Below are 17,007 nucleotides of genomic sequence, written 5' to 3' on the forward strand. Positions count from 1 at the left end.
TGAATAGACTTAATCGTCAACACGGCTCGGCAGGGCTCTGTCTGCAGGCGCGTTTCCCCGCTCTGCGATATCAGCCGCGATTCGTATCTGTGGCTTGCTCACGAGGAGGCTCGACCGGGATCCTTTTCGGAGCTTCTTCGTCTTGGATGGCGGTGCCGTGGCGGTGACCGCCGTGCCTCCCGTGCATTAAGCCATGCATCGCCAGACAAAGGAGAAATGGCGTGTAGGCATAGAGCGTGCCGCCGCGCTGGGCATCCCAAGTAAGCAAGCCGATCCCCGCGGTCGCCAGAAGCCCGAAGAGCACGGTTGTCCGTGGTTTGTTCTTGATGGTGGAGACGATACCGTCGAGCATCATGCGAGGCCTTTCTTGGTGTTCATGCAGAGGTGAACCTGAACCGCGACAGTCCCGCAAATGTGCCGGAGAAACGGGATTTTGTGACAACTCTTGACAGAATCGGGCCCCGAAAAACTCCGTCACAATTTTCTCGGTCTCGTCCGACGGGTGCCGCTGTATGGTTCGTCCATGGACATGTCTCCTCACATCCTGATCGTCGACGACCATCGTGACATCCGCGACCTTGTCGGCAAGTTCCTGGTGAAGCACGGTTTTCGCGTGAGCCAAGCTGCGAGCGGCCCCGAAATGTGGCAGATGCTGCATGATCACCGGATCCACCTCGTCCTGCTTGACCTGATGTTGCCCGGAGAGGACGGCATCAGTCTCTGCCGGAGAATGCGGGGGGAGGGCAACGCGACGCCCGTCATCATGCTTACGGCGATGGGCGAGGAAACGGACCGGGTGGTCGGACTGGAGATGGGGGCCGACGACTATGTGGCCAAGCCGTTCTCCTCGCGCGAACTTCTGGCACGGATCAAGGCGGTTCTTCGTCGGACACAGGCGAATGTCGACGGTTCGACGACGCCGTCAACAGGCAAGGATCACTCGGTCGCCCGTTTCGCTGGCTGGACCCTCGATCTCGCGCGCCACGACCTGAGACGTCCCGACGGGGTCGTGCTGCCGCTGAGCAAAGGTGAATACACGCTGCTTCTCGCCTTTGTGGAGCGCCCGAAACGGGTTCTCTCGCGCGACCAGTTGCTGGACATCGCGCGTGGCCGCTCGGCCGTCCCCTTCGATCGCAGCATCGATACGCAGGTCAGCCGTTTGCGGCGCAAACTGGAGGATGATCCGACCGCTCCCGCCTTGATCAAGACGGTCTGGGGCGATGGCTACATGTTCACCGCCGATGTCAGTTTCGACGATGCGGCGGGCTAGTCATTGGTGGCGGCACTGGCCGCGGAGCATGGCCGGTCAGACCATGTTGCTTCTGGTCGGCGGGCTGACATTGACGCATGCCATCAGCATGTTGCTCTACTCTTACGATCGGGAAAGCCTCTTGGCGGTCGCCGGCGGCCGGGAGTTCGCTCATCGAGCCGCGGCTGTCGTGGGAATGGTCGCCGCGGTGCCATCGGCGCAACGAGAGCAACTGGTCGCCGCTGCACAAGCTGCCGATCTGGACGTCTCGCTCGAACCTGAAACCCTGCCGGGCGACGGTCAGGAAAGACCAGATTCGGACAGGCGCGGCGCCATGATCCGCAAATTGCTCGTTGAGGAGCTCGGGTCGGTTGAGACGAGCCACACGACGGTACAGGTGCTTGAGCGGAAGCCGGAAAATCGTTTTGGTCTCGCGGGAGACGCGGTCGCTGCGACGAACGTTCATGCCACGGTTGCCCTCACCGATGGCACGTCCATCTCGCTTGTCGGCACGTTGCCGGGGCAGGGCGGCCAGCTGGGCGGGCGGGCTTTCGCCTCCACGTTGCTGATGGCCGTCGCTGTCCTGGCGCTCTCGTTTGTCGTGGTTCGGCAGATGACGGAACCTTTGCGCAGACTTGCGCAGGCGGCCGAGCGATTTGGTCGCGACGTCGGGGCGCCGCCGCTCGACGAACAGGGCCCAGAGGAAGTGCGTCGCGCTGCCAGCGCATTCAATGGCATGCAGGCACGCCTGCGTCGCTTTGTCGAGGATCGCACCCAGATGCTGGCGGCGATCTCGCATGATTTGCGAACGCCAATCACCTTGTTACGTCTGCGGGCGGATCTCATCGACGATGAGGAGGAGCGTGACAAGACGCTCACCACGCTCGCCGAGATGGAGGAGATGATCCGCTCGACCCTCGCCTTCGCCCGCGAGGATGCCGAGGGAGAACCCATGCAGCGGGTTGATCTGGGCGCGTTGGTGCAGAGCCTGTGCGACGATCTTGTCGAAATGGGCCAGCCGATCGAGTGTCCCGATCCACCTTCGCTCGTGCTTCTTTGCCGGCCCCAGGCCTTGCGCCGTGCTGTGACCAATCTTGCAGAGAACGCGATACGGTATGGCACGTGCGCCGTAATTTCCGTCGAGGCTCGTCCGGAAGCCGCTTTGATCCACGTGGATGATGCGGGGCCGGGCATTCCCGAAGATCGCATCAACGAGGTCTTTCGTCCCTTCTACAGACTGGAAGGATCGCGTGGACGATCGACGGGCGGCGTCGGCCTTGGACTGAGTATCGTCGCGAGCGTCGCTTATGCGCATGGCGGCAACGTCAGCCTGATGAATCGGCCGGGCGGGAGCGGCTTGCGTGCGACATTGTCCCTGCCACGATGAACTTTGGCGTTCATTTCTGTCACATACCGACACACTTTTCTTGGTTTCTGACAAGACCGTGTTTCAGGACTGAGGTTTCTGGACGGACTTCGACGCGCTCCAGCGTCGCAGAATCCCACCGGGAACAGGAACTATCGTCATGAAAAAACTGATCGGCCTTTCGGCAATGACATTCGCTGCAATCTTCGCGACAGCGTATGCGCAAGCCCAGGAAAACGACATGCCCATGCGTGAACAGGGCATCCATCACCCAGGCAATGGCACAGCGAACGGGCAAATGCCCCAAACCGGTATGATGGGCGGCGCCATGGGAATGATGGGAGCTGGAATGGGCAAGATGATGATCGTCATGATGGATACGAACGACGATGGCATGCTCTCGCTCGATGAATTTCTTGCCGTCCACACCCGCATGTTCAAAGCCATCGACGCCGATGGCGACGATCAAATTTCCGCGAAGGAAATGGCCGAATTCCATGGCGGCGAGTGATCGCGCCACCTGTCGTGGCCGGCCGCTGGAAACCGAGCTGTATCCAGCGGCCGGTACGAATTCGACCGGAAGACCTTGACGCCGAAGAGCATGCAAAGACGCGCCGCGAGATAATCGGCTCCTGGGCCATTCCCGGGGAGGCGATGAAGTTGGGACAATCCCTGTCCGGCGTATTCCGATTGTGGTGTGACCCGAAAGCTTGATATGAGGTCACGCATGATCGGTTTGCTCTCCCCTTTGCACCTTGCGATGCGGCTTATGGCCGTGCTCGTGGTGTTGTGGGGTGCGCTGCTCCCGGTGTCGGCCATGGCCGGCATCGAAGACGGTCCGGCGGTACGCCATCTTCAAGTCCATGATGGGCACGGATCGGCTTGTTCCGAGGGCCGGGCTTGCGACATGCATGCGGCGTCAACAACGCAGCATGACCACGCCGACGGAACCGACAGCGAATGCGGTGTCCATTGCATCATGGCGCTTCCTGACGTGTCCGTGCCGCAGAGTTCGGTCCGGATCGTCCGGTCGGTGGTCTATTTGGTCTCTGCCGCGCATCTGGCTGGCCTCGCTTTTCCGGCTCTCGAACGTCCGCCACGGCTTTAGTCTCACGCGTCGCCTTTGGCGCGGGATCATGCCGGCTGCCGGGGCGGCGGGTGTGATGGTATTGCCGTGCGGTCTCGCGACCTGCGGCCTTTGTCGAGATTTCTGACCGTCTTGTCCGGCGCGTGACTGTGCCCGGCGGGATGGCCGTGGTGGTGCTCCAGAATCATGTCACCTCTTCAGCGGATCGGCCTTTTCGCCGGTCTCTTGCTCGCCGGCTGCGCGCCGGCACCGCTTGGGCTTCCCGATATCGGAGCCTATCCGTCGCCGGACGATCCGACGATCGTCTCCTCAGGGGAAGGCCCTCGCTCGGTCCTGGGTTCCTATACGCCGCGTTCGGTCGTCGAACCCGAGGGCTGGCGCAGCCGGGCCGTGCCGCTGCAAACCCTCCCGGAGCCAGAGCAATGAACCGGATCGTCAGGACACTCCTGATCTCCTGCATGCCGCTCGCGCTTGCGGCCTGCGTTACGGCGACGGAGGATTTCGAGAGCGATCTCGGCTTTCCGGTCGTCGCCGGAGAGACAGCCAAGCGTCTGGGCAAGGAGGCCCTCTGGGTCCAGAACCAGGAAGAGGCCGGCTTCGCACGTGAGCGCGTCAAGGCGCTTCTCGCGAGCCGTTACGTCGGCGTCGACGCGGCAATCCAGGTCGCGATCCTCAACAACAAGCGTCTTCAGGCCGCGTACGCCGATGTCGGCATCTCGGTCGCCGATCTCTGGCAGGAGGGACTTCCCGCCAATCCGACCCTGTCCGTCGGCTATAGCGGGATCGGCGTCGGGCGGACGATCGAGGGGCTCGTCGCGGCCAATCTGATGCGGCTGATCACCCGCGAGCGGCGGCTCGACATCGCCGAGATCCGCTTGCTTCAGGCGCAGCTCAACGCCGTCGACGCGACGCTGAAGCTCGCCGCCGAGACCCGCCGCGCCTGGATCGAGGCCGTCGGCGCCTGGGAAGCGGTCGGAACGCTCAACCAGGCCAAGGTCGCCGCCGATGCGGCAGCCGAACTCGCCCGCGAGCTCGGCCGGACCGGCGCCATCCCCAAGGCCGAGCAGGCGCGCGAACAGGCCTTCTATGCCGACCTCACCGGCCAGACCGCGAATGCCCGGCTCGCCGCCCATCTGGCGAAGGAGCGGCTTTACCGGGTGATGGGGGTCTGGGGCGACGATCTTGATTTCGAGGTGCCGAACGCGCTGCCCGGCCTTCCCGGCCGGCTCAAGGGCTACGGCGCGGTGGAGGCCGAGGCGTTGCACCACCGGGTCGACCTGCAGGTCATGCGGCTCGAACTCGATGCGCTCGCCCACTCCTACGGGCTAACCGAGGCGACACGTCTCGTCTCGGATCTGGAACTCGCCGGCGGCGTCGAGGTCGAGAAGGAAGTGGAAGAGGAGGACGGCGGGGGCGAAAAGACGAAGAACGTCGTCTCGGGGTCGCTCGAAGCCGGTATCGAGATCCCGATCTTCGACTCGGGCCAGGCCCGGCTGCGCAAGGCGGAGTTTCATTATCTGAAAGCCGCCAATCTGCTTGCTGCCAAGGCGGTCGATATCAGGGCCGAGGCGCGGGCCGCCCACAAGGCCTATCGCGGACGCCACGAGATCGCCCGGCACTACCAGTCGAGCGTCGTTCCCCTTCGCGTCACCGTCGAGAAGGAGGCCGTGCTCACCTATAACGGCATGATCACCAACCCCTTCGATCTTCTGGCCGACACGCGCGCGAAATTCGGTGCGATCCTCACGGCCCTTGAAGCGAAGAAGAATTTTCACCTCGCCGAAGCCGACCTGACGGCCGCCATCTATGGCGGCATCGAGGGCGCGCCCGAAGCCGACACCGCCGCGGCCGATGCCGGCGGCGACGATGAATGAGCGGGAGAGAGATGATGGTATCGAGACGTAATTTCCTCGGCGCCGGCGTGGCGCTGGCGGGTGCTGCCGCCTGGTCGCGCACCTCCGCCCAGGGCCTGCCCGAGGCGCCGGTGATGGAGAGCGCGACGACGCAGCCGCCGCTTCATCCGAGCGAGGGGCGAAACTACAACCCCGTCGTCACCCTCAATGGCTGGTCGCTGCCCTTCCGCATGAACAATGGCGTCAAGGAGTTCCACCTCGTCGCCGAGCCGGTGGAACGCGAGATGGCGGAGGGCATGACCGCCTATCTCTGGGGCTATAACGGCCAGTCGCCGGGCCCGACGATCGAATGCGTCGAAGGCGACCGGGTGCGCATCTTCGTCTCCAACAAGCTGCCCGAGCACACGACGATCCATTGGCACGGCATGATCCTGCCCTGCGGCATGGATGGCGTCGGCGGGCTGACCCAGCCGACGATCCCGCCGGGCAAGACCTTCGTCTACGAGTTCGACGCGGTGAAGAGCGGCACCTTCATGTACCACCCTCATGCCGACGAGATGGTGCAGATGGCGATGGGGATGATGGGCTTCTTCGTCATTCACCCGAAGGACCCGACTTTCATGCCCGTCGACCGGGATTACGTCTTCCTGTTGTCGGCCTACGACATCGAGCCCGGCTCCTACATGCCGCGCGTCATGGAGATGACCGACTTCAATCTCTGGACGATCAACAGCCGCATCTTTCCCGACGTGGCGCCGCTGGTCGCCGCGACCGGGGACCGGGTGCGGGTGCGCGTCGGCAACCTCACCATGACCAACCACCCGATCCACATGCATGGCTATGATTTCGAGGTGACCTGCACCGATGGCGGCTGGGTACGCCCCGAAGCGCGCTGGCCGGAGGTGACGATCGACATCCCCGTCGGCGCCATGCGCGCCTACGAGTTCGACGCGGTGCATCCGGGCGACTGGGCGCTTCATTGCCACAAATCACACCACACGATGAACGCCATGGGCCACGACGTCCAGACCTTCATCGGCGCCGACAAGACGGCGGTCGCGCGCAAGATAAGGCTCGTCCAGCCGGACTATATGCCAATGGGCACCAAGGGGATGGCCGACATGGCGGAGATGGCGATGCCGCTGCCGGACAATACCGTGCCGATGATGACCGGCTGGGGCCAGTTCGGCTCGCTCGAAATGGGCGGCATGTTCACCGTCATGAAGGTGCGCGACGGGCTGGAGGCCGGCAATTACGACGACCCCGGCGACTACGAGCACCCGCCCGGAACGGTCGCCTGGGAGTGGACGGGCGCGCTGCCCGATCCCGCGACCGCGCCGGCGGAAAGTGCTGCTGGCTCCGCCCTGCCGAAGGCTCCGGCCAGGAAGTCGGCCCATGGGATGGACCATGGCTCGATGGATCATTCCGGTCACTGAGCTCGATGCCGAAAAACCGGCAGGGTTTTCGGGCAGGGACCATTTTTGAAATCAAAGGATCAGGCGGATCGCAACGCGATCGCATCCGGTCTGATCCGCGGTCGGTACAAACCGACCCCAATCCGTCAGGAGACCAGAACATAATGCGTAGCAAGAGCTTGCCGCTCACCCTCATCATCTCAATGGTACTGGGTTCCGTCGCCTTTGCCGACAATCACGGCCACGGCATGGGCGAGGCGGACCACGGCACGATGATGGACGGCGAAGCGGGACATGGCGGCATGCATGGGGACTCGCATGATGATGGCGAGGACCACATGAGCGATGATCATGGGGCCGGCGGTCATGAAAGCGGCGGCCACCACGACGAGGATAACCTGGCGATCGGCGAGCCCGGCGACGCCGCCGCCGCGAGCCGGACGATCGAAGTGACCATGATCGAGACGAGCGATGGCGGAATGGCCTTCGAGCCGACCGCGATCACGGTGAAGGCCGGCGAAACGGTTCGCCTTTCGATCAGGAACGGCGGCGAGCTGGAGCATGAGTTCGTCATGAACGTCCCCTCGGAGATCGAGGAACACAAGGCGCTCATGACGCGCTTCCCCGAGATGGAACATGCCGATCCCAACGCTATCCGGCTTGCACCCGGCGCGTCCGGCGAGATCGTCTGGACCTTCGGCGAGGCCGGCTCGTTCGAGTTCGCCTGTCTCATTCCCGGTCATTACGAGGCGGGCATGCACGGCACGCTGACCGTCGCGGCCGAGTAGATCTAACCAACGGACAGAACAGGAGATCCGACATGTCCAGACTTGTGAAGACCCTTGCCGGCCTCTGCGTTGCCTTGACGCTCGCCCCATCGCTCACCGTACCGGCCTTCGCCGCCGATTACACCAAGGGCGTCGTCCAGAAGGTCGATGCCAAGGCGAAGAAGCTGACCATCAAGCACGAGGAGCTGAAGAACCTCGATATGCCGGCGATGACGATGGTGTTCTTCGTCGCCGATCCAGACATGCTGACGAAGGCAAAGGAAGGCGGATCGATCGAGTTCGTCGCCGAGCGCCTGCGCGGCAAGCTCACCGTCACCGAGATGAAATAAGACCAAACCGACCGGGCCGGTGGCATGCCGCCGGCCCGATCTCAAACATGAAGAGAGAGGCGGGATGATGAAAACATTTCTGATCGGCGCATTTGCCGCAAGCCTGATTTCAACCGGGGCCTTCGCCCATTCGAGCAAGGAAACCACCGTGCCGGCCGATGGCGAGACCGTTTCGGCGGTCAATGAGGTGGTCCTGTCCTTCGACAAGCCCATGCGGATCACCCAGATCACGCTGAGCGCCGGCAACGGCGATGTGGGCCTCCAGAGCGCGCAGGGCATGGACCCGGTGAAGCGCTATGTGGCGGAGCCGCAGGCCGAGCTTTCCCCCGGCGACTACGCGGTCGAGTGGCGCGGGCTTTCGAGCGATGGCCACATGATGCAGGGCGGGTTCAGCTTCACGATCTCGCCGTGATCCCGTCCTCCGCGTGGACTTGGCGAGCGGTCGTCCCGGCCGCATCCATGAGGGAGGGCCGTGATGCCTGAAAGCGTCTTCGCCTTGGAGGGGCTGGCGGTTATCGACCGATGGGCAGTCGCCGCCATCGCCATGAAGGTGCTCGCCTATGGGACGGCCTATCTGGCCATGGGCGGCGCGCTGTTCCTGGCGGTGTTCACCGATCTGCCCGAACGGGTTGCGCCGAGCCTGCGGCGCCTGACGGCGGCGGCGGCCGCGATCGGGCTTGCCGACATCCTCGTGCGGATCGGCATCGGCGCCGCTCGCCTTTCGGGCATGGGTGTCGAGGGCATGGTCGATCCGATGATGGTGCAGATCGTGTGGGAGAGCCCGCTCGGTACGGCGTCGGTGGTGATGGCCCTTGGCTATGCCCTTGCTTTCGCCTGCCTTTGGCGCGGTCCCGTGGCGTCGGCCGTGTCGCTCGTCGGCGCGACGCTGATCGCCGTCGCCTTCACCGAGGTGGGCCACACAGTCGGCGAGGAACGCGCGCTTCTGGTGGCGCCGCTGATTGTGCATGTGCTGACCGGGGCGTTCTGGATCGGCGCCCTGTTTCCGCTCCATGCGGCGGCAGATCATGATGCGACGCATCTGCTCCACCGTTTCGGCGAGATCGCCGTCTATGCCGTTCTTCTCCTGGTCGCCGCCGGCCTCGGCTTCGCCTGGCTTTCGGTCGGCTCGCTCGCGGGGCTGGTGACGACGGCCTATGGTGTCGTGCTTTTGGTGAAGATCGCCTTCGTGGCGCTGCTTCTGCTCCTGGCGGCGGCCAACAAGTTTCGCCTCGTCCCGGCGCTTCGGGCCGGCAGGCCGGGGGCGGTGCGATCGCTGAAGCGATCCATCCGGATCGAGGCCGGGATCGTCCTCGCCATCTTCGTGGCGACCGCCACGCTGACGAGCGTGACGACCCCGCCGATGAATCTGAATTGAACAAGGAGGGTCGCGCGATGCTCAATCGTCGCGGTTTCGTCAAGGCGGCGCTCGCGGCGCCGTTCGTCCCATCGCTCGCCGGGTTCCTGTCGTCACGGGCGCAGGCCGAAGCCGGCAAGACCCTGAAGGCCGCGCCCGCAACGGCCCAACTGGTGCCCGCCGACGTGGCCGGGCCAACGCCGGTCTGGGCCTTCAACGGCACGGCGCCCGGACCGGTCTTGCGCGTGAAGGCCGGGGAACGGCTGAAGGTCATGGTCGAAAACGGCCTCGACCAGCCGACCAGCGTCCACTGGCACGGAATCCGCATCGCCAATGGCATGGATGGCGTTCCCGGCCTCACCCAGGAGGCGATCGAGCCGGGCGCGAGCTTTTCCTACGATTTCGTCGCGCCCGACCCCGGCACCTATTGGTACCATTCCCATGACCGGTCCTGGGAGCAGAACGCCCGCGGTCTCCACGGCGCCCTGATCGTCGAGGAAGCGGAACCCTGGGCTGGCGCCGACCGTGATCTTGTCCTGGTCGTCGACGACTGGCGGCTGACCGAGGACGGAACGATCGACGAGAGCTTCGGCCATATGATGGACTGGAGCCATGCCGGACGTCTCGGCAATGTCGTGACGGTCAACGGCAGTTACCGGCCGAAGTTCGCGGTTCGACCCAATGAGCGTATTAGGGTCCGCCTGATCAATGCTTCGAATGCCAGGACCATGGCTATCGGCCTGGCGGGCACGACTGCTCGGTTGCTTGCGCTCGACGGCATGCCGGTTGGGCTAAACGACGTTGCCGAACCCGTCCAGCTCGCGCCCGCCCAGCGGGCCGATCTTCTCGCCGATTTCGCAGCCTCTGAAACGCCTTTGCCGATAGCGGTCGAAACCCGCGACGGGCCGGTGCCGATCGCTGAGATTGTCGTCTCCGGCGATCCCGTTCGCGAGGCGTCCGACGATCCGATCGGTCTTCCGACGTCCGGACCCGGGGTCTTGCCGAACCTCTCCGGGGCGAAGCGCGTCGAGCTTCTGATGGAAGGCGGGGCCATGGGCGGCATGAGCGGCGCCATGCATGACGGCCGGATGATGGACATGCGCGCCCTTGTCGATGAGGGCCGGGTCTGGGCGTTCAACGGGATTGCCGGCGACATGGACGAGCCGCTCGCCCGTTTCGCCAAGGGCAGCCCGGCGCTGATCGCGATCCGCAACGACACCGGCTGGCCCCACGCCATGCATGTCCACGGCCATCATTTCCGGGTCGTGAGCCGCAACGGCAAGCCGATCGCCGACCCCGCGCTCCGCGATACCGACCTGATGATGCCGGACGAGACGATCGAAATCGCCTTCATCGCCGACAATCCCGGCAAGTGGCTTCTTCACTGCCACATGCTCGAACATGCGGCGGCGGGAATGATGACCTGGTTCGAAGTGGCCTGATTGTGGGGAACCCATCCAGCGCCATGCACAGCGCGAATGCCTGATCGCGACACGTCAGGCAAATTTCATATTGTGTGGAAACCCATGGAACTGAACAAGACGTCCATTGCCGCGGCCCTCGGCGTTCAGCACGGCGTCTGAGTCAAAGCCTGCCTCGATGGAGGGGCTGATGGCGACAGCGTTGAGCGAGGATATACGATCACGGGTTTTGAAGACGACTTCGAATGGCCTGTCGGCGCGTCATTCTCCAAAGAACTGTCGGTTTCTCGCCCGGTTCGGTGGTCCGGTTGCAAGCGAGTCGACGCTGGTCAGCTCTTTGCCGGCATCAGTCTCGTGACATGGCCCATCTTTCGGCCGCGGCGGGCTTCGGTCTTGCCGTAGAGGTGGACGACCGTGCGGGGCGTTGCGACGAGGTCGTCGAAGCGTTCGACGTCGTCGCCGATGAGGTTTTCCATGACGCAGTCGCAATGGCGGTCGGTTTCGCCGAGCGGCAGGCCGGCGATCGCGCGGATGTGCTGTTCGAACTGGGAGACGGGGCAGGCGGCTTCCGTCCAGTGCCCGGAATTGTGGACTCGGGGGGCGATCTCGTTGACGACGAGCGTCCCGTCCTTCGCCACGAAGAATTCGACGCCGATCACGCCGATATAATCGAGATGGGAGAGGATCTGCGCGGCGATCGCCTTGGCCGCTTCGGCTGTCTCTGGGTCGATGCGGCCGGGGACGGTCGAGCTTCGCAGGATGCCGAGCGTATGGACGTTCTCAGCGGGATCGAAGGCCTTGACCTTTCCGTCGCGCCCGCGCGCGGCGATAACCGAGAGCTCGAAGGTGAAGGGAAACTTCTTCTCCAGGATCGCCGGCGCGTTGCCGATGCTCTCGAAGGCGTCGGTATAGGTCATGCCGGCACGGATCATCGCTTGGCCCTTGCCGTCGTAGCCGAACCGCCTTGTCTTCAGGATGCAGTCGCCGCCGAGTTCGAGGAGCGCGTGGCCGATCTCGTCGGCTGAATCGATTGCCCGCCATTCGGCGGTCGGCACGCCGATGCCGTTCAGAAACGCTTTCTCCACCACCCGGTCCTGAGAGACTTCCAGCGCCTCTGGCGGGGGTGAGACGGGGGTCTGCCCCAGTGCCTGGCGCAGGGGCGCGACGGGAACGTTCTCGAACTCGTAGGTCACGACGTCGGACATCTTCGCCAGCTTGCCGAGAAGGGCGACATCGTCATAGGCGCCGTTCAGCATCGTATTCGCCACCTGTGCGGCCGGACAGTTGGCGTCGGGGTCGAGAATGGCGATCCGGTATCCGAAGCGGGCCGCAGCCATCGCCAGCATGCGGCCGAGCTGGCCGCCGCCGACGATTCCGATCATCGCTCCGGGTCGCAAGGGAAACTGGCTCAAGCGTCGTCCTTCGGTCTTTCGGCAACGGCTGCGGTCTGTTCCGCCCGGTAGGTGTCGAGCCGTTCGGCGACGGACGTGTCGGACAGCGCCAGGACTGACGCCGCAAGCAGTGCCGCGTTGACAGCGCCGGCCCGGCCGATCGCCAGCGTTCCCACGGGAACCCCAGCCGGCATCTGGACGATCGAGAGCAGGCTGTCCTTGCCGGAGAGCGCGCGGCTCTCGACGGGCACGCCGAAGACCGGAAGCGGGGTCATGGCCGCGGCCATGCCCGGCAGATGCGCCGCGCCGCCGGCCCCGGCGATGATCACCTTGAAGCCGGCCTCGCGCGCACCTTTTGCAAACTCGAACAGACGCTCGGGCGTGCGGTGCGCCGAGACGATCCGCGCATCGTAACCCACGCCGAGCCGCTCCAGCGTGTCGGCGGCGTTCTTCATCACCGCCCAGTCCGACTGGCTTCCCATGATGATCGCGACGGGTGGTGTTTCGGCAGCTGAGGTCACGCGATGATGTCCGGAATGATCTGATCCTCGAGGTCCTGCAGCCGGTCCTTGATCGCCAGCCGCTTCTTCTTCATGCGCTGGATGCGCAGACGCTCGGAGCCGACCGTCTCCATCGCGGTGACCGCGGCGTCGAAATCCGCGTGTTCCTGTCGCAATCGGGCCACCTCCAGCCGAAGCGCAGCCTGTTCCTGTTCCCCCATTCCCATCCTTTCGAGCCGCGTTCCCGCGCTGTCACAAATCTTAAACCTTGTGCGATTTTGGCACGGGCGATCCTTGCATCACCATTGGATAGCGCCACCTTTTATGACACGCTCGTCAGGTTCCAGTCACGGCTCCTGTCGTGCGTGCCGGGACCCATTCACGAAGGGAGATGCCCATGTCCTTGAATACCCATATCTCGACGCTGGAACAGCGCCATTCTGCACTGGATCATGAAATTTCGGTAGCGATGGCCTCGAGGCCAGCAATGAGCGATGCGGAACTCAGGGAGATGAAGCTGAAGAAGCTCAAGCTGAAGGAAGAGATCGAGCGACTTCGGCGCGACGCGCACTGACGCGAACGAATGGCATGCCCGGGCGCGGTCTCTGATGCCGCGTCCGGTTCGAAATGCCGTAATGTCGTGCCAGTTCTGGTCACGATTCAGTCATCCATCATTTTACGCAAGACATATTTCTGGATCTTCCCCGTCGAGGTCTTCGGCACGTTCGTAAAACGGATTTCCTTCGGGCATTTGAACTTCGCGAGCATGCCCCGACAATGGGCGATCAGTTCGTCCGCGCTCGCCTGTTTCCCCGGCTTCAGTTCGATGAAGGCAAGCGGCGTCTCGCCCCATTTCTCGTCGGGCTTGGCGACCACGGCCGCGGTCTGCACCGCCGGATGCTGGTAGAGCGCGTTCTCCACCTCGATCGAGGAGATGTTCTCGCCGCCCGAAATGATGATGTCCTTGGCGCGGTCCTTCAGCTCGATATAGCCGTCCTCATGCATCACGCCGAGATCGCCGGAATGGAACCATCCACCGCGAAACGCCTCTGCCGAGGCGTCGGGGTTCTTCAGATAACCGCGCATGACGATGTTGCCGCGGAACATGACCTCACCGATGGTCTCGCCATCGGCAGGCACCTTCTCCATGGTCTCCGCATCCATGACGGCGAGGTCTTCGAGCGCCGGATAGCGAACGCCCTGGCGCGCCTTGCGCGCCGTGCGGGCCGGCGCTTCGAGCTCGTCCCATTCGCTTTTCCACGCATTCACGACGGCCGGGCCGTAGGTCTCGGTGAGGCCGTAGAGATGGGTCACGGCGAAACCGGCATCGTTCATGCCGGCGAGCACGGAGGGCGGCGGCGGCGCGGCGGCGGTGTTGAAGGTGACGGTCTGGTCGAAGTCCCGCTTGTCGGCTTCCTCGGCATTGATGAGAGTCGCCATGACGATAGGGGCGCCGCAGAGATGGGTCACGCCATGGTCGGCGATCGCGTCGTACATCGCCTTGGCCCGCACCCAGCGCAGGCACACATGGGTGCCGGCCTGGACCGCCAGCGTCCAGGGAAAGCACCAGCCATTGCAGTGGAACATCGGCAGGGTCCAGAGGTAGACCGGATGCCCCGTCATGCCGGCGGCGACGATATTGGCATAGCCCATCAGGGCCGCGCCGCGATGATGGTAGACGACGCCCTTGGGATTGCCGGTGGTCCCGGACGTGTAGTTGAGCGAGATCGCGTCCCATTCGTCGCCCGGCATTTGCCAGGTGAAATCCGGGTCGCCTTCCGCCAGCAGGGCCTCGTATTCGAGATCGCCGATCATCGCCTGTTTTTGGGCGGGCGCGTCGTCAGGAAAGTCCGGATCGTCGTAGTCGACCACGACCGGCTCGACGTTGGCCTTTTTCAGCGCTTCAGCCATCGTGCCCGCGAACTCGCGGTCGACGATCACGAGCTTCGTCTCCGAATGGTCGAGCTGGAAGGCGATGATGTCGGCATCGAGCCGGGTGTTGATGGACAGGAGCACGGCGCCGGCCATGGGAACGCCGTGATGGGCTTCGAGCATCGCCGGCGTGTTCGACAGCATCACCGCGACCGTCTCTCCCTTGCCGACTCCGCGCTTTGCCAGTGCGCTCGCGAGCTGGCAGGACCGCCGGTAGAAATCGCGATAGGTTCGCCTGAGCGATCCGTGGACGATCGCGACGCGGTCCGGATAGACCATCGCGGCGCGTGAGAGGAAGGTCAGCGGGGTCAGCGGCTGATAATTGGCGGGATTGCGATCGAGATGTTCGTCGTAGATTCCCATGAGGCCTCCCAGACTCGTGCTTTCGGTATTTGTCGACAGGACATCGCACAGTCGGGCGCCTCAGAGAAGCGCTGCCGCGCCATCATAGATCAGCTTCAGCCCGATCGGGACCAGCAGCCAGTAAACGATCCGGTAGAACAGCTCGGTCTCGACGCGTTTCACGAGCCACACACCGGACAAGGTTGCGACGAAGGCAAGCGGCAGAAGCGTTGCGGAGGTCGAGAGGTTCTGGCTGGAAAACTGTCCGAGCAGGAAATAGGGGACGAGCTTGATCGCATTGACCACCGCGAAGAAGACCACGGACGTTCCTGCATAGGTCGCAGGCTCGAGGCGCAGCGGCACGACATAGATCTGGTAGGGCGGGCCGCCCGCATGACTGACGAAGCTCGAAAAGCCGGCGACGCTGCCCCAGAAGCCTGCCTTGACCGTGTTCTGGGCTTTTGGCGGCTGGTTCCTGCCCGCTCCGAAGAACCATGTGGAAAAGAACCACAGGGCCAGCACGCCCAGCGTGATCCGGAAGCCTTCCGCCGAGATCGCCGATGCCGCGAAATAGCCGATCGCTATGCCGAGGATCGCAGCCGGCAGCATGGTGGCGATGACCTTGCGATCGAAACGCCCGCGCCAGGCAACCAGGCTGATCGCGTCCATCACGATCATGATCGGCAGCAAGATACCCGCCGCCGCGACTGGAGATATGGCGAGCGCCATCAGCGGCACGCCCGCCAGCGCCGCCGTTCCCCCGAAGCCGCCCTTGGACAGACCGACCAGGAACACGGCGGGGATGGCGACGACGTAGAAGAAGGGATCGGTAATCACGCGGGATCAAAGGTGTTCGGCCGCCAGGGCCGGTTGAAGTCAGCGGGACTGCGATTTGCGCGAAACCGTGCCTCGAACGCAAGCGCTACGGCCGGGTGGAAAGGCGCAGGGAAGAAAATTCTGGCGGATTACAGCTCCCGCCAGGACCTGAGTATGTCGCCGGCACTCGGGCTTGCCGCGTGAACGCCGCGGGCGACGGCCCGCGCCATGGTGGCGGAGGCAGCGGCCCCGAGTTCCACCGAGCCGGGCCCCCTCGGATCGAGCGCTATGCCGGATCCGCCGGTGGCGACGGCGAATACCAGATCGCCGTCGAAATCCGTATGCGAGGGCCAGATCGCCCGCGCAAAGCCGGCATGCGCCGCGATCGCGAGGCGCTTGGCCGCGGCCTTGTCGAGAATGGCATCGGTGGCGATGATGCCGATCGTGGTGTTGGTGCCGGGGGCAGAGCCGAATTTGGTGCGTGGGTCGGCCATGTCCGCCGGGAGCGGCGAGGGGAGGCCGAGACCGCCGAACTCGCCATCGATTTCGAACGGCGCGGCCAAGAAATGCCGGCTCTTTCCGATAGTCGCCGAGCCGACGGCGTTGACCGCGACCAGCGCGCCGACGGTGACGCCGCTCTCCAGTTTGGTCGAGGCGGAGCCGATGCCGCCCTTCAGCGTGGCGGTGGTACATCCGATGCCGACGCCGGCGGTGCCGAGATCGAATTCGCTGGCCGCATTCGACGCAGCCTCGTAGCCGAGATCGCGATAGGGTGGGTAGCGCCCCCAGGCCTTGTCGCCGCCATTGGCAAGGTCGAACAGGATCGCGGCAGGCACGATCGGGACGCGCTGCCCGGCGACCGCGAAACCGCGTCCCTGTTCGGCAAGCGCGGCCATGACGCCCGCCGCCGCATCGAGCCCGAAGGCCGATCCGCCCGACAGCGCCAGAGCGTCCACGGTCTGGACGGTGTTTTCCGGAGACAGAAGATCGGTTTCGCGGGTGCCCGGCGCGCCGCCCAGGACCGCGACGGAAGCGATCGCGGGCTTCTCGAGGACGAGGACGGTCGTGCCGCTCTTCAGTTTCGTGTCACCCGCATGGCCGACGCGTACACCCGCCACGTCGGTGACGAGGTTTCGGGGACCTGCGGAAAAGGCGGACAAGGCG

At 64.3% G+C, this 17,007-nt stretch carries 20 protein-coding genes; 13 read left to right on the top strand and 7 right to left on the bottom strand.

Going from position 1 to position 17,007, the window contains the following annotated elements; all coding sequences use genetic code 11:
- Nucleotides 1-70 precede the first annotated feature (70 nt).
- Nucleotides 71-355 carry a DUF2933 domain-containing protein gene (locus tag MF134_RS11505; RefSeq protein WP_255339596.1) on the bottom strand — a complete coding sequence of 95 codons (285 nt, stop codon included), beginning with the start codon at nt 353-355 and terminating at the stop codon, nt 71-73.
- 174 nt (nt 356-529) lie between these two features.
- On the opposite strand from MF134_RS11505, the gene MF134_RS11510 reads away from it, so the two are divergent.
- The 12 genes from MF134_RS11510 to MF134_RS11565 all read left to right on the top strand — a co-directional run bounded on the left by MF134_RS11510 (nt 530) and on the right by MF134_RS11565 (nt 10,883).
- On the top strand, nt 530-1,270 hold the full coding sequence (locus MF134_RS11510) for a response regulator (protein WP_369695421.1): 741 nt from the start codon (nt 530-532) through the stop codon (nt 1,268-1,270).
- A gap of 28 nt (nt 1,271-1,298) precedes the next feature.
- On the top strand, nt 1,299-2,636 hold the full coding sequence (locus tag MF134_RS11515) for an ATP-binding protein (protein ID WP_255339598.1): 1,338 nt from the start codon (nt 1,299-1,301) through the stop codon (nt 2,634-2,636).
- A 139-nt stretch (nt 2,637-2,775) separates the two neighbouring features.
- Entirely contained in the window at nt 2,776-3,126 is a 351-nt protein-coding gene (locus MF134_RS11520) for an EF-hand domain-containing protein (RefSeq protein ID WP_255339599.1), read from the top strand.
- A 216-nt stretch (nt 3,127-3,342) separates the two neighbouring features.
- The gene (locus MF134_RS11525; RefSeq protein ID WP_255339600.1) at nt 3,343-3,723 is read left to right on the top strand and encodes a hypothetical protein; all 381 of its coding nucleotides are present in this window, start codon (nt 3,343-3,345) and stop codon (nt 3,721-3,723) included.
- Nucleotides 3,724-3,888: 165 nt separating this feature from the next.
- A complete protein-coding gene (locus MF134_RS11530; RefSeq protein ID WP_255339601.1) occupies nt 3,889-4,128 on the top strand; it encodes a hypothetical protein in 240 nt (79 codons plus the stop codon).
- A complete protein-coding gene (locus tag MF134_RS11535; RefSeq protein ID WP_255339602.1) occupies nt 4,125-5,576 on the top strand; it encodes a TolC family protein in 1,452 nt (483 codons plus the stop codon). The genes MF134_RS11530 and MF134_RS11535 overlap by 4 nt, the downstream gene beginning before the upstream one ends.
- 14 nt (nt 5,577-5,590) lie before the next feature.
- Nucleotides 5,591-6,991: a multicopper oxidase family protein gene (locus MF134_RS11540; RefSeq protein ID WP_255339675.1), complete on the top strand. Its 1,401-nt coding sequence runs from the start codon at nt 5,591-5,593 to the stop codon at nt 6,989-6,991.
- A gap of 281 nt (nt 6,992-7,272) precedes the next feature.
- The gene (locus tag MF134_RS11545) at nt 7,273-7,758 is read left to right on the top strand and encodes a cupredoxin domain-containing protein (RefSeq protein WP_457589978.1); all 486 of its coding nucleotides are present in this window, start codon (nt 7,273-7,275) and stop codon (nt 7,756-7,758) included.
- A 32-nt stretch (nt 7,759-7,790) separates the two neighbouring features.
- The gene (locus MF134_RS11550) at nt 7,791-8,087 is read left to right on the top strand and encodes a copper-binding protein (protein WP_255339603.1); all 297 of its coding nucleotides are present in this window, start codon (nt 7,791-7,793) and stop codon (nt 8,085-8,087) included.
- Nucleotides 8,088-8,151: 64 nt separating this feature from the next.
- Entirely contained in the window at nt 8,152-8,499 is a 348-nt protein-coding gene (locus MF134_RS11555; RefSeq protein ID WP_255339604.1) for a copper resistance CopC family protein, read from the top strand.
- A gap of 63 nt (nt 8,500-8,562) precedes the next feature.
- On the top strand, nt 8,563-9,462 hold the full coding sequence (locus MF134_RS11560; RefSeq protein ID WP_255339605.1) for a copper resistance D family protein: 900 nt from the start codon (nt 8,563-8,565) through the stop codon (nt 9,460-9,462).
- Nucleotides 9,463-9,479: 17 nt separating this feature from the next.
- A complete protein-coding gene (locus tag MF134_RS11565) occupies nt 9,480-10,883 on the top strand; it encodes a multicopper oxidase family protein (RefSeq protein WP_255339606.1) in 1,404 nt (467 codons plus the stop codon).
- Between the two features lie 308 nt (nt 10,884-11,191).
- On the opposite strand, the gene MF134_RS11570 is transcribed toward MF134_RS11565, so the two are convergent.
- The 3 genes from MF134_RS11570 to MF134_RS11580 are packed head-to-tail and all read right to left on the bottom strand — an operon-like array spanning nt 11,192 to nt 12,974.
- A complete protein-coding gene (locus MF134_RS11570) occupies nt 11,192-12,274 on the bottom strand; it encodes a 5-(carboxyamino)imidazole ribonucleotide synthase (RefSeq protein WP_255339607.1) in 1,083 nt (360 codons plus the stop codon).
- Complete coding sequence (gene purE, locus MF134_RS11575) at nt 12,271-12,735, bottom strand: 5-(carboxyamino)imidazole ribonucleotide mutase (protein ID WP_255339677.1); 465 nt, start codon at nt 12,733-12,735, stop codon at nt 12,271-12,273. The genes MF134_RS11570 and purE overlap by 4 nt, the downstream gene beginning before the upstream one ends.
- A 35-nt stretch (nt 12,736-12,770) precedes the next feature.
- Nucleotides 12,771-12,974: a YdcH family protein gene (locus MF134_RS11580; protein WP_457589974.1), complete on the bottom strand. Its 204-nt coding sequence runs from the start codon at nt 12,972-12,974 to the stop codon at nt 12,771-12,773.
- Nucleotides 12,975-13,150: 176 nt separating this feature from the next.
- Here MF134_RS11580 and MF134_RS11585 point away from each other — a divergent pair, with 176 nt between their 5' ends.
- On the top strand, nt 13,151-13,327 hold the full coding sequence (locus MF134_RS11585) for a DUF465 domain-containing protein (protein WP_255339609.1): 177 nt from the start codon (nt 13,151-13,153) through the stop codon (nt 13,325-13,327).
- An 86-nt stretch (nt 13,328-13,413) separates the two neighbouring features.
- Here the strand turns inward: MF134_RS11585 and MF134_RS11590 are convergent, their stop codons facing one another.
- The 3 genes from MF134_RS11590 to MF134_RS11600 all read right to left on the bottom strand — a co-directional run bounded on the left by MF134_RS11590 (nt 13,414) and on the right by MF134_RS11600 (nt 17,003).
- On the bottom strand, nt 13,414-15,048 hold the full coding sequence (locus MF134_RS11590; protein ID WP_255339610.1) for an acyl-CoA synthetase: 1,635 nt from the start codon (nt 15,046-15,048) through the stop codon (nt 13,414-13,416).
- Between the two features lie 60 nt (nt 15,049-15,108).
- On the bottom strand, nt 15,109-15,864 hold the full coding sequence (locus MF134_RS11595) for a sulfite exporter TauE/SafE family protein (protein WP_255339611.1): 756 nt from the start codon (nt 15,862-15,864) through the stop codon (nt 15,109-15,111).
- 128 nt (nt 15,865-15,992) lie between these two features.
- Entirely contained in the window at nt 15,993-17,003 is a 1,011-nt protein-coding gene (locus tag MF134_RS11600; RefSeq protein ID WP_255339612.1) for a P1 family peptidase, read from the bottom strand.
- Nucleotides 17,004-17,007 lie beyond the last annotated feature (4 nt).

This window comes from Jiella marina, assembly GCF_024359545.1.
Classification (GTDB): Bacteria; Pseudomonadota; Alphaproteobacteria; order Rhizobiales; family Rhizobiaceae; genus Jiella.